At 33.3% G+C, this 22330-nt stretch carries 17 protein-coding genes; 9 read left to right on the top strand and 8 right to left on the bottom strand.

What is annotated here, in order from left to right; all coding sequences use genetic code 11:
- The first annotated feature begins 51 nt into the window (after nt 1-51).
- The 3 genes from grxC (at nt 52) to Anndu_RS14710 (ending at nt 3222) form a co-directional block, all read left to right on the top strand.
- Nucleotides 52-315: a glutaredoxin 3 gene (gene grxC, locus Anndu_RS14720; RefSeq protein WP_464101906.1), complete on the top strand. Its 264-nt coding sequence runs from the start codon at nt 52-54 to the stop codon at nt 313-315.
- A 115-nt stretch (nt 316-430) separates the two neighbouring features.
- Nucleotides 431-1867 (top strand): phosphoglucomutase/phosphomannomutase family protein, encoded by a 1437-nt coding sequence (locus Anndu_RS14715; RefSeq protein ID WP_464104116.1) that lies wholly within the window; start codon nt 431-433, stop codon nt 1865-1867.
- Nucleotides 1868-2082: 215 nt separating this feature from the next.
- On the top strand, nt 2083-3222 hold the full coding sequence (locus tag Anndu_RS14710) for a DUF58 domain-containing protein (protein ID WP_464104115.1): 1140 nt from the start codon (nt 2083-2085) through the stop codon (nt 3220-3222).
- Here the strand turns inward: Anndu_RS14710 and Anndu_RS14705 are convergent.
- The 5 genes from Anndu_RS14705 to Anndu_RS14685 all read right to left on the bottom strand — a co-directional run bounded on the left by Anndu_RS14705 (nt 3202) and on the right by Anndu_RS14685 (nt 11282).
- On the bottom strand, nt 3202-4434 hold the full coding sequence (locus Anndu_RS14705) for a protein kinase domain-containing protein (RefSeq protein WP_464101905.1): 1233 nt from the start codon (nt 4432-4434) through the stop codon (nt 3202-3204). The two genes, Anndu_RS14710 and Anndu_RS14705, sit on opposite strands and share 21 nt — an antisense overlap.
- A 35-nt stretch (nt 4435-4469) precedes the next feature.
- The gene (locus tag Anndu_RS14700) at nt 4470-6572 is read right to left on the bottom strand and encodes a serine/threonine phosphatase (RefSeq protein WP_464101904.1); all 2103 of its coding nucleotides are present in this window, start codon (nt 6570-6572) and stop codon (nt 4470-4472) included.
- Nucleotides 6573-6916: 344 nt separating this feature from the next.
- Complete coding sequence (locus tag Anndu_RS14695) at nt 6917-8959, bottom strand: DNA phosphorothioation-associated putative methyltransferase (RefSeq protein ID WP_464104114.1); 2043 nt, start codon at nt 8957-8959, stop codon at nt 6917-6919.
- 4 nt (nt 8960-8963) lie between these two features.
- A complete protein-coding gene (locus Anndu_RS14690) occupies nt 8964-9620 on the bottom strand; it encodes an NAD(P)H-binding protein (RefSeq protein ID WP_464101903.1) in 657 nt (218 codons plus the stop codon).
- A 72-nt stretch (nt 9621-9692) separates the two neighbouring features.
- Nucleotides 9693-11282 carry a hypothetical protein gene (locus Anndu_RS14685; RefSeq protein ID WP_464101902.1) on the bottom strand — a complete coding sequence of 530 codons (1590 nt, stop codon included), beginning with the start codon at nt 11280-11282 and terminating at the stop codon, nt 9693-9695.
- 260 nt (nt 11283-11542) lie between these two features.
- Between Anndu_RS14685 and Anndu_RS14680 the strand changes: the two genes are divergently transcribed.
- Nucleotides 11543-11740: an NblA/ycf18 family protein gene (locus Anndu_RS14680; RefSeq protein ID WP_464101901.1), complete on the top strand. Its 198-nt coding sequence runs from the start codon at nt 11543-11545 to the stop codon at nt 11738-11740.
- A 210-nt stretch (nt 11741-11950) separates the two neighbouring features.
- Here the strand turns inward: Anndu_RS14680 and Anndu_RS14675 are convergent, their stop codons facing one another.
- The gene (locus tag Anndu_RS14675) at nt 11951-13366 is read right to left on the bottom strand and encodes a protein kinase domain-containing protein (RefSeq protein ID WP_464101900.1); all 1416 of its coding nucleotides are present in this window, start codon (nt 13364-13366) and stop codon (nt 11951-11953) included.
- Nucleotides 13367-13478: 112 nt separating this feature from the next.
- Complete coding sequence (gene ldpA / locus Anndu_RS14670) at nt 13479-14576, bottom strand: circadian clock protein LdpA (protein ID WP_464104113.1); 1098 nt, start codon at nt 14574-14576, stop codon at nt 13479-13481.
- A 158-nt stretch (nt 14577-14734) separates the two neighbouring features.
- Here ldpA and Anndu_RS14665 point away from each other — a divergent pair, with 158 nt between their 5' ends.
- The 3 genes from Anndu_RS14665 (at nt 14735) to Anndu_RS14655 (ending at nt 17984) form a co-directional block, all read left to right on the top strand.
- Entirely contained in the window at nt 14735-15082 is a 348-nt protein-coding gene (locus tag Anndu_RS14665; RefSeq protein WP_464101899.1) for a type II toxin-antitoxin system RelE/ParE family toxin, read from the top strand.
- Nucleotides 15083-15112: 30 nt separating this feature from the next.
- Nucleotides 15113-15457, top strand: coding sequence for an XRE family transcriptional regulator (locus tag Anndu_RS14660; protein WP_464101898.1), 345 nt, complete (start codon nt 15113-15115; stop codon nt 15455-15457).
- A 136-nt stretch (nt 15458-15593) separates the two neighbouring features.
- The gene (locus Anndu_RS14655) at nt 15594-17984 is read left to right on the top strand and encodes an ATP-binding cassette domain-containing protein (RefSeq protein ID WP_464101897.1); all 2391 of its coding nucleotides are present in this window, start codon (nt 15594-15596) and stop codon (nt 17982-17984) included.
- A gap of 71 nt (nt 17985-18055) precedes the next feature.
- Here Anndu_RS14655 and Anndu_RS14650 read toward each other — a convergent pair whose 3' ends face one another.
- Complete coding sequence (locus Anndu_RS14650) at nt 18056-18787, bottom strand: 16S rRNA (uracil(1498)-N(3))-methyltransferase (protein ID WP_464101896.1); 732 nt, start codon at nt 18785-18787, stop codon at nt 18056-18058.
- 132 nt (nt 18788-18919) lie between these two features.
- Between Anndu_RS14650 and Anndu_RS14645 the strand changes: the two genes are divergently transcribed.
- Together Anndu_RS14645 and Anndu_RS14640 are read left to right on the top strand one after the other, a co-directional pair.
- A complete protein-coding gene (locus tag Anndu_RS14645) occupies nt 18920-21223 on the top strand; it encodes an ATP-dependent helicase (protein WP_464101895.1) in 2304 nt (767 codons plus the stop codon).
- A 65-nt stretch (nt 21224-21288) separates the two neighbouring features.
- Entirely contained in the window at nt 21289-22278 is a 990-nt protein-coding gene (locus tag Anndu_RS14640; RefSeq protein WP_464101894.1) for an ABC transporter substrate-binding protein, read from the top strand.
- Nucleotides 22279-22330: the final 52 nt, after the last annotated feature.

Here is a 22330-nt window from a genome sequence, read left to right as displayed (position 1 = left end):
TATAATAAAAAACAATTTATTAACAAATTATCAATTAATAATTAAATAATTATGACATCAGCAAAAGTAGAAATTTATACATGGAGGTCTTGTCCTTTTTGTATTCGTGCGAAAAACCTTTTAAACATCAAAGGAGTAGAATTTATTGAATATTCTATTGATGGAGATGCTCAAGCCAGAAGCAAAATGTCAGAAAGAGCAAATGGCCGCACTAGCGTTCCGCAAATTTTTATCAATGATCAGCATATCGGAGGATGTGATGATCTTCATGACCTAGAAAATCAAGGAGAGTTAGACGTTTTACTTAATCAATAAAACCGTAAATCAATAGCTATTAACTAATAGTTATTGATTTAAAATCATAAGTAAATGTTAAATTTTTGTGCATTATTTTTGACTATTTTTTATTGCTTAATTCCCTATTTATATGATGGATAAAATTAAATTTGGTACTGATGGTTGGCGTGGTATTATTGCCAAAGAATTTACCTTTGAAAATGTGTTTCGAGTGGCTCAAGTTTCGGCGGAAATATTAGCGCAAACCTATGGAGATCAAACCCCTTCCCGCCGTATTTTAATCGGTTATGATCGGCGTTTTTTGGCGGAAAAATTTGCTCAGAAAGCCGCTCAAGCCGTGCAGGAAATGGGTTTTGATGTGTCTTTAGCCCTAAGTTATGCCCCCACTCCGGCCTTGAGTTGGGCCGTTAAAGCTCAAAAATGTTTAGGAGCTTTAGTCTTAACCGCTAGTCATAATCCGGCTCAGTATTTAGGCTTAAAAGTAAAAGGAGCTTTTGGAGGTTCGGTTGATACGGATGTCACTGCTAAAATTGAGGATTTATTAGCCAAAGATCTTGATTTTATCCGCCCTTGCGGCCTCATGGATACTTTTGATCCTTGGCAAAGTTATTGTCAGCAGTTAAAACAGCAGGTAGCTTTAGATCAAATTATTTCAGCTATTACAAATGGGAAATTAACTGTTTATGCCGATGTGATGCACGGGGCGGCCTCCGGTGGTTTAGAAAGGCTCTTAGGGCTAAAAATCAGGGAAATTAACAGCGATCGCAACCCTTTATTTAATGATGGTGCGCCTGAACCATTGCCAAAATATTTATCCAAATTTTTTAGATTAATTCGCACGGAAAATCGAAAAAATAATCAAAATTTAAAAGTAGGATTTGTGTTTGATGGTGATAGTGATCGCATAGCCGCCGTAGATGAAAAAGGAAATTTTTTAAGTTCTCAAATCTTAATTCCGATCTTAATTGAACATTTGGCTAACAGAAAAGAGTTAAGAGGAGAAGTGATTAAAACAGTTAGTAGTTCTGATTTATTTACTAAAGTAGCTCAATTATACAATTTACCCCTCTTTGAAACGGCGATCGGCTATAAATATATAGCCCAGAGAATGTTAGATCATCAAGTGTTGTTGGGGGGAGAGGAGTCAGGGGGTATTGGTTTTGGCCATCATATTCCTGAAAGAGATGCTTTATTATCGGCACTTTATGTATTAGAAGCAATGGTACAATCAGGACAAAATTTAAGTCAATTAGATCAAGAATTGAGGGTAAAAACTAACTTTAATTCGGTGTATGATCGCATAGATTTACATTTAAAAGATTTAGAAACGAGACGAAGTTTAGAACAATCTTTACAAGATCAACCTTTAACAATAATAGCCGATCAAAAAGTGATTAAATGTACAACACAGGATGGTTATAAATTCAGATTAGAAGATGATAGTTGGCTATTAATTCGTTTTAGTGGTACGGAACCTGTGTTAAGATTATATTGTGAATCAGGGTCTATGATTAAAGTTCAAACTATACTTAATTTTGCTAAAAATTGGGCTGAAAGTTGTAATAATTGAGGTCAGTAATTCTCATTTTAACAACAGGGGATCACAATGAATTTTTGAATATAACAAAATTGAGGTTAAGATCAAAAGTTAAAATTTATTTACTAATGACTATGACAAAAAAAATCAATATTTTACTATTATTAAATAACAACTAATTATTTATGATCAACATTCAAAACAATAAATTAATTCAACCCCAGAAAAAAGCCCCATTGTTAGTACATATTCAACAATGGTTAGAACAAAAATGGGTAGCACCATCTTACTCAGGTTGGGTAATTATTAGTATTGGGATTTGTTTTTTTGGGGCGGCCACTAATACGATGGCCGGATGGCTTTATGTCTTAAGTGGCCTTATGTTTGCCCTCTTAATTCTATCAGCAATCTTAGCAAAACAAACCCTTAAAAATATTAAAATAAATCGCATTCCTATTACCCCCGTAAGTGTGGGAGAAGAATTAACTTTAGAATTAGAAATAGAAAATTTAACTAATCAAACTCAAAGTTTATTACAAATAATAGATTTAATCCCTTTAAATCTTTTTCGTCAGCCTCTTAAAACTCCGATTGAATCAATCCCCCCTTACCATAAAAAGCGATTTAATTACTCATTAACGCCGCCTAAGAGGGGCGTTTACCAATGGAATCAAATTAAATTACGCACAGGTACACCCTTTGGCTTATTTTGGTGTGCAAAAACCCATCAAAACAAGGCTAAAGCCATTATTTACCCCCAAGTATTGCCCCTTAAACGCTGTCCTATGATGGATCAAATTGGACAGGATGAAAATAAATTATTACAAAGTCGTCGCCTTTATCAAAATGCCAATGAAGGCTTAACCAGAGCCTTAAGACCTTACCGCCAAGGGGATCCCACCCGTTTAATCCATTGGAAAAGTAGCGCTAAATTTAACGATTTACAAGTCAGAGAATTAGAAATTGTTACCGGAGGGGAAGAAATTATAATTTGTTTAGATACGGCCTCAAACTGGCAAAGTGAAAATTTTGAAAATGCGGTGATCGCCGCCGCCTCTTTGTATTTCTACGGTAGTCGTCAACAGATGAATATTAAACTTTGGACGGCTAAAACAGGTTTAGTTTACGGTAACTGGGTTGTTTTAGAAACATTAGCCCAAACCCAGCCCAATGAGGGGCAATTATCTTCGATCGCCACTATGCCCAAATTAGCGATCATCTGGTTAACTCAGGATCCCGCTAGTTTAAATCATTTAGCCTTGGGCAGTCGTTGGCTTTTATTTCCAGAAAATCATACTAATATTTCTATTAGCGATCGTGAAAATTCCGGCTTAATAATTGATCCACAAATTTCCCTTCAAAATCAATTACAGGGAACAACTTTTTAAAGCATGGCTTAACTCTTGCGCACTTTGATAGCGATCGCCCACTTTCGGAGAACAAACTTTTTCAATAACTTGTCTGAGTTGAGCGCTAATGGTGGGAATTTTACTCAAATTAAACTTAATTTCATTATTAACCAAAAATTGATATTCTTGAGGTGCATGGCCACTGGTGAGCAGAAAAATTAAAGTTGTGCCGATGGCATATAAATCTGATTGAATACAGGGTTGACCTCTCATTTGTTCAGGTGATCCAAAACCTTCACTACTAATACAAGTGCCAAGGGGTGTACCAATTTCTTTAACTGCGCCAAAATCTAATAATAAAATTTGTTGATCAAGATTGCGTAACATTAAATTAGCAGGTTTAATATCTCGATGGACTAAAGGGGGATCAAAAGAATGAAGATAACTTAAAATATCACAGGTTTTTAACATCCATTCGATCGCCTGTTGGGGTAAAATGTTACCTTTGTCAATCACAATTTGTTCTAAATTTTTCCCATGAATTAACTCCATTGCTAAATATTTTTTATTATTTTCGATAAAAAAATCATAATATTCAGGCACTCCCAAATGTTTAATTTTATGTAAAATTTTCGCTTCCCTTTCAAATAATTCAACCGCTTTAGGAATTTTGGCCATATCAGCGTTCATTTCTTTTAAAACTAATAACAAAGGATGACCTTTAATCGTGCCTTGTTGATCCCATGCGATATAAGTTGTACCCATACCGCCCCGGCCTAAAACCCTTAAAATTTGGTATTGACGGATAAATTCTTCTTGTGTGACGATCGGTTTACCACAATGAATACAAAATAGACTTTGAGGGGGATTATTTTGATGTTGACAAAGGCCGGAAGTAACCCCTCCAATGGGTTTGATAACGGGAATAACAGGAGTTGCCACAAATTCAAATTGAAAAATCGGCCCATTTTGTGCCAACTGGATCAAGGCTAAATTCGGCACTAAACTTTGCGCACCTTGAGAGAGGGGAAAACCATTTAAAAAAGTTTTGTTTGTGCCTTTACTAATTAAACGCCATTGATCCTGTTGTTGATGAATTTCCACATGATAACGAGACACTTCGAGATAATCTTGAATGATAATATCATTATCCTTTTCCCTTCCCATGCGAATTACAGTGGTTGCAGGATCAAAGTTCCACGTTTGAAGGATTGTCTGATTATTTGGATCAAGTTGTTTTACTGTTATCATCTTTTAGTGATTGATCATTGGTCACTGGTCATTGGTCAGGGTATTTGTTCAAGATTAGGACGCACTTTAATTCTAATAGCTACGGCCGTGATATTATCATGACCATTATATTCATTAGCAAAATCAATTAATTTGAGTAATTCGTGATCAAGATTAACCCTTGAACTAAGTAGGGGAATTAAATAAGTTTCCCAATTATTTTCTACTAATTCATTATCGCATAAACCATCGGAACATAATAATAATACCGTATCTTCATTAATATCTAAAAAAGTAATATCCGGTTGAATAAAATCATTATTCCGAGGGCCTAAAGCTTGAGTTAATTGATAAGCGTCAGGGCGGCCGTAGGCGATTTCTGGCTCTACTCCCCGTTGAATTTCCCTTTGACCAACTTCATGATCGATCGTTAATTGTTCTGCACCCCATTTGCGGGTAATTTTATAAACTCGACTATCTCCCACATGGGCGATCGCTATTTTAGTATCCTGAACTAAAGCCATCACTAAGGTTGTTCCCATCCGGCCACTACCCGATCGAGAATTTTCCATATTAACATCAAAAATCGCCTGATTAGCCGCCAAAATGCCATTTTTGATCATTTCTTCATCGGGAAATTCATCTTGCCAATGAACTTTAAAATAACTTTGTAACTTTTCTACGGCCATGGCCGAAGCTACCTCCCCCGCATCATGGCCGCCCATACCATCACAAACAATATATAGCCCCTTAGCTTGAGTTAAACGCCCCACAGGGTTGGCACGGGTGATCATAGTGGTTTGTAAACCGAAAAAGTCCTCATTATGATCCCGTTGAGAACCGATGTCAGTAATCCCACTATCAGTTAAACTTAATAACTGCATCGGTAAAACAATCGTGGGAATATCATTCCCTTCGCTAGTATAGCTAAGAGGATTAGATTCTTTTTTATTAACAATAGTAATTAAATCAGATTCATTGATATTTTCCGCTTCAATTTCAATTTCAAAATCTTCCCCCATATTTTGAGTTAAATTTTCTTGATCTAAATCTTGAGAAGCAATCATTTCTAAATGTTCACATAATTCTTTTTCTGTTTGAATTATTCCTTGATTAACTTTAACTATTAATTCATTAAATTGTTCAGATTCTTGATGGGATTCTTCTAGGAAAAATTGCCATAGTTTGACTAAATCTTTAAGATCATATTCTACATTTTCTACATCAGGATAAAGTTGTTTTAAACAGAAAGTTAAATCTTCATCTAAACAAAGATTATTGTGATCAAATAAACTTTGACGACATTTATATGTACCTAAATCTTTCCACAAACGTGCCATTTCTTTCATTAAATATAAAAGATGAGGGAAAGTAATAGATTCATTGGCTACATATTCAGCTAATGTTAAATATTGGGATCTATCTTCAATAATTACAATATTTTGATCCTCCTCTTGCCAACCATCGTAAGCTCTAGGCACGATTGAGCCATATTCTTCAAAGGCTAAATAGGCTTTAACTAAACTATTGGCTAATTTACTTTTAATTTCATCTACTTCTTGAGATTCTCTTAATAATAAATCTAATCTTGATTCTTGTACTGGTCTAGTATCAACAACTTTAATTCCTATTAAATTATTACCACAAGTTGATTCTAATTTAGCCCGTAAAGTATCTCTTTCCGTACTCAGAAGACGATAACGCTTTCCTTTATCAAAATAATCTCCTTCAATTAATATTTTATCTAACAGATTTTCTTGATTTTCAATTTGATCTTGATCAATTTGTTCCGTAGTTTGATCATTGATTTGTTCATTTAAACTTAGATTTTGTTCATCAAGATCATTAAGAGAAGAAATGTGATCATTACTAACAGTAACAGGGCTATCTTTTTCCGTTGAATCAGTTAATTTAGCTGTCACTAATTCAGTTTCTAAAGTATTTTGTGTTAAAGTTTCTGTAGTCAAATTAACAGGTTGAGCAAAAATTAACCATCTGAGGGTAGCTGTCAATGTACCACATTCGGAACAGTTTTCTTCACTATAGTTCACTTTTGCCCCGCAGACATGACAATGTTTTTTGATTAAAGAATTTCCACATTGTTGACAAAATTTGTTATTATCTGGATTTGTCGCTTCACATTGGGGACAGATTAGCATAATCAGTTTTCCTCGATTGTTATTAATTTAATCAATTAGATAAATTTACAATAATAATTAATCATAACTTATCAATTGACAATTGATAATTAATAATTGTCAATTGTTGAATAAAATTCTTCTTCTTTCTAGTTTGCCAGAAATCAGGGAAATTTTACCATTTTTTTTACTTAATTTAATAATTAAGATAGTGGGGGGTGAGCTTGAATATTGATCTTTACCTTTGGGGGTATTTTCAAAGTCAGATTAAAATTGTATTTTATAATCGGTTTTAACCGATTTTTTCAATTAGATAACAACTTCAATTATCTCACAGTTTCATCATTTAATTGATTGTCAATTACTTATTGTTTTTTTCGTTGATTAATTTTTGATTTTAATAATTTTACTTGATAGGGATCGGCATCTTTACGCCAATAAATACTATGGCCTTTAATTTCAATACAATTTTCTGTTAAAATTTTTAACCAATCTCTTAAATAATGAATTTTTTTATAATTAAATAATCCCCTTTCTTTTTCTTGATTAGTTAATTTTAAAAACTTATTATATAAAGGATAATTTTCCGTCACAAATTTTTCTTTTTCGTGAATTATTGGCGGATTTGCCTCTAGATCCGCCGCCCAATAATAGACTTTTAAATTTTGTAAATCAATGGTCATTTTTTCCATAATAATGGGGTGAGCTTCTGTGTCAAAATTTGGCACAGATAAATAGGCAATTTGCGCTTTATGGAAGTATAATTGAATGATATTACAGTCATCTAATCTGCCAAAAGTACGGTTAGCTGTACCTTCATATAATCTTAAAATTGGCTCTAAATTTTCTAAGGCATTAACATGAATTAATAAAGAATTAGCTGTTTTTTTACCTACCTTACTTTTACGACATAAATCTGCGATATTTTGAAGATCTCTTAAACTTAATAAAGTTAAATCTGCTAATAAACAAGCTTTTTGATAATTCCCAAATAAAGCTTTAATATCCTCCCTCATTTCATAACTAAAATGAACATATTTAGGCCGCTCTTTAAAGCTACTCAGGGCAATATATAATAATAAATCTTGACGGCGTTTTTCTTCAATTTCTTCCCATTCTTGTTGATCTGTTGCCTCTAAAACTAATTTAAAAGCCTTCCTCATTGTGCCAAATTCTAATTTAATTTCACCTTCATTTTCTAACTCTCCTTTAACTGGTAATCGGCCCCGATTTGTAACAAATTCAATTAAGGGATTTAATAAGATTTGATAATCTTCAAAACGTCTAACTTTTCTTTGAATACGAGGAGTTTTTAATTTACTTCTAAAGAAGGAAGCCCGAAAAAGTTGTGCCTTTTCTTCATCTTTAAAGATTAAATAAATACCTAAAGAAATAGGAATAGAATCAACTTTTAAAACCTGATCAATATAGATTTTTAATTCTTCCTGTTCATAATATTTTTGAAAGGTATTTCTATTAGTAATAATGCCATCTCCAAAGGCTACAACCCCCCTTCTTTCATCATCAATTAAAACCTGTGCGGCCACAATTAAAACTTGTTTTGTTAAATGCCAAGCATTAATCAGAGCCTCTCTACGCTCACCTAAGCTCTCAATCACATTGATAATATAACCTAAATTGACTATATCAGCTTTGTGTAGGGGTTCATCGGGGCGATAATGGGGATCCCAGCCATGACTCACAAAACCTCTTTGACTAATCCTCTCAAAATCCCCACCATAACCGCAACCGTAGTCAAAAAAGCTCATTCCCTCTTGAAAAATGCCTAAGTCTAAGGCGGTTTTCACGGGGCGGGAAAGTTCATTGCGCATCAATGCGGCCTTATGGCGTTCAATTTTGCGTTGGGGGTTTTTAAATTCTACTTTACAGGTTAAAAAATGCCCATTAAAACTGATATGATGAGCCAATAGACGTTTTTCCCATTGTTGTTTTGTGCCGATCGCCCGTGCTTGATCCAATAAGCCTAAGCTTTCTTCACAGTGGGTTAAATGGGCAAAAATTTCATATAAAGGATAATCAGGGGTTAAAAAAGTTTCTTTACGGTGTAAAATAGGAGGATTATCTCTTTTTTCATATTCCCAAATATTAATTTCTTGAGTTAATAAATCAATAATAATACTTTTTTTCAGGGCGGGATGGGGATCATGATCAAAATTAGGATAACATAAATAAGAAATTTTCGGTTGATCGGTATGAAATTTAATTAAATCAAACTGATTACTTTCCGTTAATAAAGTTCGGGCTTGTTCCTCATATTCTGTTAAGATCGCCTCAAGGCTAGATAGGGCAGAATGATGGATATATAAAGCGTTTGGTAACTTTTTACCAAAGGGGCTATGCTCACAACACTCGGCGATCGCAAAAAATTGTTGAGGATCAAAAACCATAGTTTTAAACTTGAGCAAATAAATCTTGCCAACTCCGAGAGGGTGCATCGGATTGAGCTACAATTTCAACGATTTTATTTTTAGCTTCAGCGTGGGATAAAGCCATCACACTCACTTGAGCCACTTTACGCCGAGGGATACTGCCCTCAAATAAGGTATCAGCCCCACCCATAATAATTGGGTCAAGATTATCCTCATTTTTGAGTCCACCCGGTCTTACAATGGTATAATTTAAGCCACTATTTTGTAAATAACCTTCTGCTTGTTTTTTCCAATAGAGAATTAACCAAAAAAGATTCAGAGGATGAAAGAATTTGGAAACACATAAAGATGAAACTAACACAAAATGCTGAATTGCGTTCTTTTTGGCTAGGTCGACTAGATTTTTTGTACCAATATAATCCACTTGATAGGGGGCGGTAAAATCAAAGCTAGGAGTGGCTCCGGTGGCACATAACAACACATCACACTCGGCGATCGCACTGGCAAAAGTGTTCGGGTTTAAGACATCTCCCTCGATCAACTCCACTCCTTGAGGTAAAATTGTTTGAGCTTGAGCCATATTTCTGACTAAAGCCTTTACCTCAATTTGGTTTTTTAATAATTCTTCAACAATGCGTCTTCCGGTTTGGCCGGTAGCTCCTGCGACAAATGCTTTCATTTTTAAACCTCTAGTTTGACAAAATAATTAACTTTAATTTTAAGATAACAGAAAATTAAAAACAATTCAATTTTAAGAATAAATTGAATTATATTGAGAAAAATTAGGTAAATTAATGGAACGGGGTGATTTTTTAGTTTTTGGAGAAATTCTTGGATAAATTAAAGGAGAAGGGGATTTTTTCTGATGTTGATCATAGGATGAGAAATTATGATTTTGTGTTTGATTTTCTTCATTTTCAAAATCATTAATAACTGTTTCAGAATTAAGTTGATCTTCTCTAATTTTATTAATAAAAATAGGCCTTGTTAATAGCTCTTTTGATGATTCTAATGGGAGTAAAAGATGAGATTTACTTTTTTTCGATTTATTGATATTATTTTCTATATAACTATTAGAATCATCACTGTTAGGCTTTAATTCTTCTACTAATTTACTTTCAACTATAGGAGCAATTAAAGGTTCTTCTAAAGTTTGATTTTCCTTGTTATTAGCAGAAGTAGGAACATTTAAAACAATAGTATTTGATGCCTCTTTAATTTCAAGTTTAACAATTTCAATATCCCTATTTGATGGTAAATTCTCCTTAACTTCATCCAGTGAATTATTAGCTTCTAAATTTTGATTTATTTCCCACTCAAAAGGATTTTGTAAATCTAGTTTAAAATGAGGAGGCAAAGGTAAATCTTGTTTTTGACTTGACCAAGGTTTAATTGGTTGATGATGATAAGTAGGAGTATAATCTATTTGATTTTCTTGATTAATTAATCTTTCAGTTTCAGATGTTTGACTCAAATTTTTATCAAATTTGTCGTCAATTTCTGGAGCAAGTTGGGTATTTTTAATAATTTCTAAAACTTCCGAACTAATAGAAGATTCAATCGGAATTTTAGCTTGATCTGAATTAGATTTAGATGGGGAAACTAAAGCAGATTGTTGCCAATTTTGACGTTTAATTTGATGGAGATTATCTCTTAATTCTTTAACCTGTTTTTCAGCTAAAATTAGTTGATGAGATTGCTCATTATAAGCTTCTTGAAGTAACGCACATTCCCTCTCTAATTGGGCGGTTTGCTCTTGGGATTTTTCTAATTGTTCCGTTAAATTATCTAAAACATTTTGCTGACATTGGGCAGTTTTATGGGATGCTTCTAACTCATAAAAAAGGCGAGAAACCTGTTTTTGAGTATTATTTAATTCTTCTGTTTGTTGATTAATTACTAATTCAGAATTTTTAAATTGAATCATCTGAGATTGTAACGATTCTTGGGTATTAGCTAAAGCTTGTTCTAACTGTACAACGGTTTTCACCAATTCCCGATTATGTTGACGCAATTTTCTGGCTAAAGTAAACCAATCGGTATTTTGAGCCACTACCTCTTGATCTTGATCTTGATTTAATTGTTGATCAATTTGAGAAAGATTTAAACTACCTAAACGGGGAAATTTATTTAAGGCCGGTATTTCGTGATCAGTGTTTTTCTTTTCTTCAAAATGATCGGCGATCGCCTCAGAAGTCGCCTCAGAGGGGTTACAAGACGATAAATTATTGAGGTGATCATCTGATCCATTCTCATCAGAAATCACCTGTGAATTTAAAAGAGGTTGGTGATCACCTTGAAGGCTTTGATCCGCAGATTGAGGAAATTGATCTTCAGTCATAATTGGTCACAAAATAAAGAAAATACCAAGTTTAAAATCAATATAGCTTAATTTTGTCAAATAGACATCTGATCTGAACAAAAGTTTATCGTGGCATCCCACTGGGCAAAATCACCACCTTTGAGGGGGAAACAAAAAATTTTTGTCGTTTAATCATTTTTCAATTCAACTTGTATCCATAAGTACAGAATTTTGTCAAGTATTTTTTCTAAAATGTAACCAAACTTAACAAAATTATTAATATATCAGGAGTACATATCATGTCTAACCCTATCGAACTTTCCTTAGAACAAGAATTCAGCATCCGCTCTTTCGAGACTCAAGTAGAACAAATGAGTCAGGATCAAGCTAAAGAATTTTTAGTTAGATTATATGAACAAATGATTGTTCAGGAAACAATGTATAAACAGTTTATTAAGTCTCAGTGGGGCTTTGAGACTCCCCTGAGAACTACTTAGATGAATATTAAAAATAATGAAATGTTGAAATAATTGATCACGAGTAGCTTCTAGGCGTTTAACCTCTTTCTTGAATAGAAAGGGGTGTTTTTTTATAAATAGGTTTTTTGCACAAGTCAAAAAAAAGGTTAAAAGCATTAAAATTTAATTAAAACTGTTAAAGAATTGATTTAATTTAATTTTTTATTACTTTCTCAAGAGGTCTAATTTTTAAATCATTTTAGATAGGATTTGATAAACTAATCGAAATAAGGCCATAATGGCAATACTTCCCGCACCTGCTAAACTTGCGATTATAAATGTCATCATAATGCCAAGATTATGATTTAAAGTAGGAAATAACATGATTATACTTGAAATAATTGCGAGGATTGGTAAGTCTTTTTTTTCAATAATGCGCCGATATTGAAGAAAGACTAAACCCCCCACCATCATGCCCCAAATACCGATGGAAAAAGGAGTTATTCCTTTAAATAAGTGAGATAGGGCGATCGCTAATAAACCCCCTTCAAACCCCGTAAAGGCTGAATTGCCAATGATTTCAAAAAGAGAAAATTGGGGTGTAATTACTACCGGAGGAATAGAAGGATTAAGAGGTGTTCTTACAGAGGGTTTACTGACGGGGGGTTGAGTGATGGGGGGTTGAGTAAGAGGCCTTTGGGGTTTAAGAATGGGTTGAGGGTTTTCTAATAAGGCTAAAATCTCCTCGGCCGACTGAAAACGGTCTTTGACTGAGTTAGAAAGCATAATATCAAACAGTTGTGCGAGATCATCACTAACGGAAGTAACCTGCGATCGCCAGTTCCAACAATTGTTATAGGGATCATAGAGTTGATCTGGCTGTTTGCCACTCAATAAGGTAATACAAGTGACGGCTAAAGCATATAAGTCGGTGGCTGGGAAAACTTGAGAGCCGGACATTTGTTCGGGTGGGGCATAACCTTGGGAATAGATACCCGTAGAACCTCCCCCCCCAGCCGAAGCCGTCACTTCTTTGACTGCTCCAAAATCAAGTAAAAAGAGTTTGCCCTCTTGATCTCTCATAATATTACTCGGTTTTATATCACGATGAATTGAATTATTTTCGTGGACAAATTGAAGCACTTTTAAAATTTCTACCAAAATATAACGCACTTCATCCTCAGAAAAAGCTCCTTTAATGCTCAATTCTTCTTCTAAATCTTGTCCATTGATTAATTCTTGAGCCAGATAAAAATATTGTTCTTCTTTATTTTGATGAATACTCGGTACAATTAGGGGAAAAAATGCAAATAAATCAGGGATTTGGGGATGTTTATTACCTAAACGCTCTAAAACGATTGCTTCTCTTTCAAATAAATTCTGAGCTTTTTCTAATTGATTTGGGCTTAAATTGCCTGAAGGTTGAAACTGTTTAACGACACATTCTCTCATGGTGGGGGTAAAACGGTCTTTAGCCAAAAAAGCCGCCCCAAAACCACCTTGACCAAGTAATTTGATTGGCAAGTAACGTCCCGCTAGAATTAAGGGCATTCCACAACTAATACAGAATTTTTGTTGGACGGTTTTGAGTTTTGAGGATTCATCCAGATCACTAAAAGAATTTTGAGGATGGGGGCAGTTAGGACGGGTACAAATAATTTCCATATTTTAAGGTTTAAATTTGTTCACAATAATTATCATAATTCAAAACTTAAAAAATCAAGCATTTTAAATTAAGAATTTAACGGTTGACAGTTTTCAATCGCTTTTTTAATTGTCAATTGTCAATAGCTGATCTGTTTTTTATTTGATTAACTAATCCTGAAGCAATTGTAACACTTTGCCATAATAATTGTTCATTTTCTTCTAAATTAATTAATGTTTCATTAGTTTGTAATTGTTCAAAAATGGGATTTAATAAAGTTCTGGCGTAACTCCCGTATGCTACCCCTGCAATATGAGAAAATTGTTGATTTGCTAATAGTTGAATCTTCAAATTTTCTAATAATAAATCTGGACTAATTAAGTTTTTTTCTTTTAATTTTTTTACTGTATATTGATTAGTGCCTCCGGCTAATTGAATAAAGCCCGGAAATTTAATTTTAATTAATTTTTCGGCCATTTTGATTGCGGGATGGGTTGTACCTTTGCCTAGATCTCCGCTCATTGGTCTGCCGTCTGTTTGCCAAATTAAGGCACATTTTAGGGGGGAGATGATCTGATATAAATTATTAAGATAATCTGTTACATTTTCGTGATTTTGACAACTCACAGCGATTAATTTTAAACTAGAAATAATCGGTTTTAATTGTTGCCATAATCTATTAAAACCTTCTATTTGTCCTACTTGGGTATGGATCTCGATCGCATCAATTTTTAAGTCTTGAATTAAGGGAAAAATCTGATTAAAATTAGCAATATAGGAGCGGGTTTCAATTAAATTTAATGGACAAATGGGAATACATCTACCACAACCATAACATTTTTGATCGATCACTCCATTATTATTAATAGCTAAGGCCGGACAAATTTTTTCACAGGGGCGAGGACAATCTTTTGGGCATAATAAAGGATTAAATTCTGCCTTGCGAAAATGGGGATCTTCTGCTGTATTTAAACTTACCATTAACCAAGGTTTTTGATAACTTAAAAATCCTTTTTCTTTTGCTTTTTCTTGTAAGTTTTCGGCTATTTTTAACCCTTCTTTAACTGCATTAATCACGGCTGGATCGGTCGCTAAATCAAGACAGTCAGCCCCTGCTAAACTATAGGCGATCGCCAAACTTCTAATAGTAGGTAAATCTTGAAAACTTGCACCACAAATTAACTTAAACCATTTACCTGCGATCAATGATTTTAAAGGTTTTTCTAATATTTCTGTAGTTTTGATCATGTTTACTCCTTTAATCTTATTTTAAGAATTGTAACATATTTATCCACATTAGTTAGTAGGGCTATATATGGTTAAGTATTGATTATTTCGCCAAAATATTATATTATTAAATTAAATAATTAGTATTATAATCAAATTATATGACGTGGGTTATTTTATTTCATGAACAATTTGAATTAGAGTTTGAGCATTTTCCGAAAATTGTACAAAAACAAATGTTAGCAAAAATTAAAGTATTAGAAAAATTTGGACCAGAATTAGGGAGACCAATTGTAGACACATTAAAAGGGTCTAAATATACTAATATGAAAGAATTAAGATTAAAAGTTAATGATGGAGTTTGGCGAATTGCTTTTATTTTTGATCCTCAAAGAAATGCAATTTTATTAGTAGGAGGTGATAAGTCAAAAATAAAAGAGCAACTTTTTTATAAACAATTAATTCAAAAAGCAGATTTTAGATATGAACAACATTTAAAAAATTTATAATTATCATTAAATAAAAAGGAGTTACCTAAAATGACAAAAACTTTAGCAGAAATTATGGCAAAATTTACCCCTGAAGAACGGGCTGAAATTGAGGCTCAAGCTCAGGAATTAATTGCACAAGAAATGACATTAAGGGAGTTGAGAAAAGCTTATCAATTAAGTCAAACAGAACTAAGCCAAAAATTAAATATTGAAGAAGATCAAATTTCTCAAATAGAAAAACAAACTGATTTATTATTATCTACTTTTACCAGTCATCTTCAAGCTTTAGGAGGTAATTTAAAATTAGTAGTAGAGATGCCAAAAAGTCAATCTATTGTCATTAATCAGTTAGCAGAACTTAAGCAAAACTTTCCTACTTCCTCTCAAGGATAAAAGTTGAATTTATTAGAATATTTTTAAAGTTAGGGATTTTTTAAATCTGCTACTTTTTGTTTTAATATTATTATTCACGATCTTAAGACTGACTGCTATAATTTTTAATCATCTTTGAAAATGACCCCATCGCATTATGCAAACACCGTCAAGTAGTCAAACAGTATTCAGTAATATTCCCTATTTAATTTTTAATAATCAAGGGCAAATCTTACCACCCGTACCACTTACCAAACAATATCATATTTTTGGGCGCGATCATATTAGAGCGGATATTGTCTTACCTAGTAACTGGACGGTGATCAGTGGTATTCATGGACGTATTCAAAAAATGGGTAATGATTACTATATTTTTGACGGTGACGGTCATAAACCAAGCACAAACGGCTTATTTCTCAATAATAGGAGGGTTTCTATCAATCAAGGGGTAAAATTAGAAAATGGGATTGGGTTAAAAATTGGTCAAGACCCTACTAATTGGATTATTCTGAACTATTTTGACTCCAGTGGTAGCCAAACCGCGCCGCCTCCTTCCCATCGAAGTATATCACTTAAAAATCGCTCCGTCTTATTAGGACGTGATCCTAACGCTAATCTGATTTTAGATTCTCCCATTATATCCCGCCGTCATGGGGTGATTGATCAAGATAGCCAAGGGCGTTATATCATCAGGGATTTCAGCACTAACGGTATTTTTGTTAATGGTCAAAAAGTTAACGGGGCAATGATCCTAACCCTTGGTTGTAAAATTCAATTAGGCCCTTATATTCTTGTTTTACAAGGTGATGAGCTTATTTTAGCTGATCAGGGTGATAATATTCGCTTAGACGCTCAGAATATTATGCGTATCGTCAGAAATAAGCAAAATCAGCCCATAACCCTCTTAAATGATATTACTTTACCGATCGAGCCGGGGCAGTTTGTGGCTTTAGTGGGGGGTAGTGGGGCTGGAAAGTCAACTTTGATGAGGACTTTACTCGGTATTGATCCCACAACTAACGGGATTGTGTATTTGAATGGTGAAAGTTTAAGAAAAAATTTTAATATTTATCGTACTCAAATCGGATATGTACCGCAAAGTGATATTGTGCATAAAAATTTAAGGGTAATTGATGTATTAAATTATGCGGCAAAATTGCGTTTACCTCCTGATATAAATGTGAAAGAAGTAGTGGAAAAAACCTTACAACAAATTGAAATGAGCGATCGCCGAGATGTGTTTGTTAAAGCGTTGAGTGGAGGTCAATTAAAAAGGGTAAGTATTGGGGTAGAATTGTTAGCGGATCCTAAATTATTTTTCTTAGATGAACCCACATCGGGTTTAGATCCTGGCCTTGATAAAAAGATGATGCAACTATTAAGAAAGTTGGCAGATGAAGGGCGTACAATTATCTTAGTTACCCATGCTACAAGCAATATAAAGCAATGTGATCGCATTGTTTTTATGGGTGCGGGTGGCCACCTTTGTTATTTTGGGCCACCGAAAGACTGTTATCACTTTTTTAATATTCAAACTAACGATTTTGCGGATATTTATATTAAATTAGAAACCAAAGAAGCAGTGTTACAAGAAAGTCAAAAATTTAGAAATTCTAGTTATTATCAAAATTATATCGAAAACCGTTTAAGTATAGGACAAAAAGCCACAACTCAAACCCAACCCCAAAAAGTTAAACCTTCATTTTTACAACAATTATTAATTTTAACTCAGCGCTATTTAAAATTAGTTTTAGAGGATAAAGTTAATTTATTTTTATCATTAGTTACCGCACCTGTTGGTATTGCTTTAATAAATATTGCCATCAGAGACAAAGAGCCTTTAATTATTCCCCAAGAATTAGAAGCAAGTTTAGCACCTTTAGCTTTAAGAGTTTTATTTGTTTTTACCTCGGCCGCTTTGTGGGTAGGTTTATCAACATCTTTGCAAGAAATAGTCAAGGAAGCTGATATTTATTTAAGGGAAAGATTGGTTAATTTAGGCTTATTTTCCTATCTAGGTTCTAAGTTATTAGTGTTAGGAACTTTGGCGGTAATTCAAACCATTTTAATGACAGGAGCAATTCTATTAGGATTTGAGTCACCCCAACCTGATTTAATTTCATGGTCAATCGGGGCAGGAATTACCAGTTTTTTAACCCTTTTTACTTGTATGAGCTTAGGTTTAATGGTTTCTGCTATGGTTAAAAATAGCACTCAAGCTAACAGTGCTTTACCCCTTTTATTAATTCCTCAAATCATTTTTTCAGGGGTATTATTTGACATGGAAGGGGCGGGAGAAGTGGTATCTTGGTTAATGTTAAGTAGTTGGTCAGTGAGGGCTTTTGCTAGTTTAGTAAATGTTAATGCCATGGTGCCAGAAGCTCAAGTTTTACCGGACGGTACGGAAATTCCTTTACCTTTTGCTGGTGATACAATTTATAATGCTACATGGCATAATTTAAGCTTAAATTGGGGTATGTTGGGAGTTCATACTTTAGTTTATTTAATTGTTACTTTAATCTTACAAAAACGCAAAGATATTTTATAATTTGTTTTCTTGATTTCTGATTAACTTAATATCTCCCCAATCCTCCTTAAAATAGTATAATTAATCAATTATCAATTATCAATTGGCAACTGATAACTAACTACTAAAGATAAAGCCATAATAGGCGCGGTAACAGCCCTTAAAATTCTTTTCCCTAAAGAAACAGGTTGAAAATTATAATCGATCGCCGTTAAAATTTCCTGATCAGTCCAACCGCCTTCCGTTCCCGTCATAATAATAATATTTTTAGAAGATTTTTTTTGTAAACAAGTTAATAAATGAGGATTTTTTCCCCTCGCCACACACATATAATTATCACTATTTTCTAAGTTAATTTGCTCGAAAACTTGCTTAAATTTGACGGGTTCACTTAGATGGGGTATTAATTGACGTTCTGACTGTTCCGTTGCTTCTAGGGCTATTTTTCGCCATCTTTCCACTTTATTTGGACTGGGTTTTAATAAAGTTCTTTCACTAATTATTGGTATAATTTGATTAACTCCTAACTCGGTACAACTTCTCACAATATCGTCAAAATGATTGCCTTTTGGTAAAGCACAAATTAAAGTTAAATTAATAGGTAACTCGTTATTCTGATTAAATTTTTCTTTGATTTGATAAATTTCTCCCTCAAAAATAACCAGCCATGCTTGACCTTGGCCGTCCATCATAATAATTTGATCCCCTTCTTTGAAGCGTAAAACCCTTTCAAGATAATGTTTTTGCTCTGAATTAAGTATAATTTGATTATTCTGTATTTGTTCTGTTTTAATGACAATTCTTTGTAATTGATGAATTTTCATTTGATTTAATTTTTACTTGACATTTTATGGGTTGATTATGTTATACTATATACCATACTTATTACTTATTACTTATTGCTTGAGGGACTTAACATTGTTAAGTCCCTAATTCTTATCTATTGCTCACGATTAATGCTTATCAATAACTCATTAACCTCTCAATTAGAAACTCTGAAACAGACCCTCAGATCAGGGCAAAAAAGTTTAGCAGAGTGGGAAGGTTCTCAAATGGCAGTTTCAGCAGTACCCGGAGCCGGAAAATCCCATAGTCTATCCGTAGCGGCGGCGATCGCCATTATCAAAAATCAATTACATTCGCGCCGTCAACTCTTAATCGTCACTTATACTCGATCGGCGGCCACTAGCATTAAAACTAAAATTAGAGACAGATTAAAAGAGCTATCCTATCCCCCCGGAGGCTTTATGGTGCAGACTTTGCACGGATTAGCTTTAAATATTGCCAGTAGTCATCCTGAGTTATCAGGGTTAAATTCTCAAGATTCAACTCTGGTTATTCCTACTCCTAGCCATCGCATTATGAGAAGTACAGTGGAAAAATGGATAGTTAATTATCCTGATCTATTTAATTTACTATTAAAGGGAAACATAATTGACGATGAAGAAACAGAAAAATTACGCCGTCAATCCGTATTAAGAACAGAGGTTTTACCTAATTTAGCCTATCAAGTGATTAGGGAGGCCAAAAGTTCGGGCTTATTACCAGAAGATTTAGCTAAAATGAGTGAAAAAGCCACGGATCAATATCAAATTTTAGCGGTATGTGCGGGATTATTTGAAGAATATCAAAAAGTAATGAAAGCTAATAATTATATTGATTATGATGATATGATTTTAGGGGCTTTAAAAGTTTTAAAAAATGAAGAAATTAGTCAAGTTTGGCAAAATCAAATTTTCGCAGTTTTTGAAGATGAAGCACAAGATTCTAGCCCGTTACAAGAACAATTAATTAACATTTTAGCTCAAGAAGTTAACAGTAATAAGATTAATTTAATTAGGGTTGGCGATCCTAATCAAGCCATTAATTCTTCTTTTACTCCGGCTGATCCGATGTATTTTAATTGGTTCTGTCAATTATGTCAAAATCAAGAAAAATTAGCCACGATGGATCAAGCGGGTAGAAGTAATCAAATAATTTTAAATGCTTCCAATGTGATGTTAAATTGGATTTGCGATTTCTGGGAACAAAAAGAACAAAAAAAAGAACAAGATCTGGTCAATAAATATCCATTTCGCCGTCAAAATATTCGCCCTGTAGATGTTAATGATCCCCAAATTAATGCTAATCCAACTGCCGAGGGTAAAGGCTTAGAAATTTATACACCACAAGACTTTGACCATACTATTAACCTAATCGAAAAAAGAGTAATTGATCTATTTAAAAAAAATCCTGAAGATAGTTGTGCAATCTTAGTTAGATTTAACCGTCAAGGCCGCTTTTTAGCCAAACAATTAAGCCATTTGGAAACAGAATATGGCATCAAAATTTATGAAGTAAATCAAAGCGATCGTTATTCACAAATTCCTACAGAAATATTAAAATTATTACAATTTGTTGATCGCCCCCATTCTTCAGATTATTTAAAATCAGCCTTAGAAGTATTAGAAAATCGTCAATTAATAGCCACTCAAGACTTTAATGCTTTGGCTACCTATCCCGAAATCTTTTTATATCCCACGGCCATTGATCCCCCCCAAAAAGAAATAGTAAAAACTGCCCGTCAATATTGTTGTAATTTGCTTAAAGCTAGATTAGAATTACCCCATTATCAATTAATATCTTTTTTGGGCATGACTTTACAATATCAAGGCGCAGAATTAGCCACTGTGCAAAAATTGTCTGAAAGAATTAATCAACAAATTATTGGGAAAAGTTCCTTAAAAAATATTATTAATACTTTAACAGAAATTGTGAACACAGAAAATTTTGAAGGGGTAGAAGAAGAAACAGAAAATCAATATGTGCGCCCAAAACAAGTGACAATTATTACCATGCACAAAGCCAAAGGATTAGATTGGGATTATGTTTTTTTACCTTTTCTTAATGATGATGTAATTCCGGGGGATAATTGGATTTCTGCTCCATTTTTAGGTCAATTTAGTTTACCAGAAGTCGCTAGAGTTCAAATTAGAACTATTTTACATAGTCAATATTTAGATGATCATAAAAAAGTTCAAATTCCTTCACCTACGGAAGCTTGGGAAGAAGCAAAATCATTACAACAAGCGGAAAATTATCGCCTTTTATATGTAGCCATGACTAGGGCTAAAAAATTACTTTGGCTATCGGCGGAAATAAAAAATCCTTTTAATTGGCATCGTTTTAGAGGAGAAAAAACGAATTTAACAATCAAAAAACCCTGTGAAGTTATTGATGTTTTAAAACAAAAATTTCCCGATTGTGTGATCAAAAATTAAAAAAATCAGGGGGAGAGAATGTATGATCAATTTGTTAAAATACAAAAAAATAATCCATGAAAACTATGTTCAAAAAAATTAAATTTTCTTTTTTCTTTAGTTTAGCCCTTATTACCTGTTCTTTCTTAATATTAATTAGTTGTTTTCAAGCACCACTACCCCCTTTAAAAATGGGTTATCATATTTGGACAGGTTATGAATTTTTTCACCTTGCTCAAGATTTGAATTATTATCAAAAACAACCAATTGAATTAGTAGATTATCCCTCGGCTACTGAAACAGCTAGAGCCTTACGCAATGGCAATTTAGAATTAGGTTGTCTTACCCTTGATGAGAGTTTTTTATTAGCAGAAAGTATCCCAGATCTAAGGGTTATTTTAATTATAGATACTTCCGCCGGAGCAGATGCTTTAATTGCGAAACCAGAGCTTAAGAATTTACAAGATTTAAAAGGGAAAAAAATAGGGGTAGAAAGTTCAGCTTTAGGGGCTTATATGTTTAGCAGAACTTTAGATTTTGCCCAATTAAAAGTAGAAGATGTTAATGTAATTCCTCTGGGTTTTTCTGAACATGAACAGGCTTTTAAATCTGGTATAATTGATGCAGTTGTAACCTTTGACCCTGTTAGATCTAATCTCTTAAAAACCGGAGCAAAAGTATTATTTGATAGTAGTCAGATCGAAGGTGAAATAGTAGATGTTTTAGTGACACGTCAAGAATTATTAAATACTCGTCAAAAAGACATAGAAACTTTAGTTAAAGGTTGGTTTAAAGCCTTAGATTATTTTAAGAAATACCCTCAAGAAAGTGCGCAAATTATGTCAGAAAGAGAAAAAGTTACTAAAGAAGAATTTTTAGATGCACTCAAGTTATTAAAAATTCCCACTTTATCGGAAAATCAAAGTATTTTATCAAAACAAAAATTAGATTTAATTAAGACGGCTGAACAATTAAATCGAGTTCTGATGGAGAAAAAATTGTTAACTAAAAAAGTTGATTCTCAAGCTTTATTATCAGATCAAATTGTTAAAAATTTATCCACTTTGAATAATTAAATTATTTTAATTATTCTCATAATAAGCCTTGAAATTTATTTCAAGGCTTGAT

Source organism: Annamia dubia NIES-4383 (genome assembly GCF_055394725.1).
This window is presented reverse-complemented; position numbering and strand designations above follow the sequence as displayed.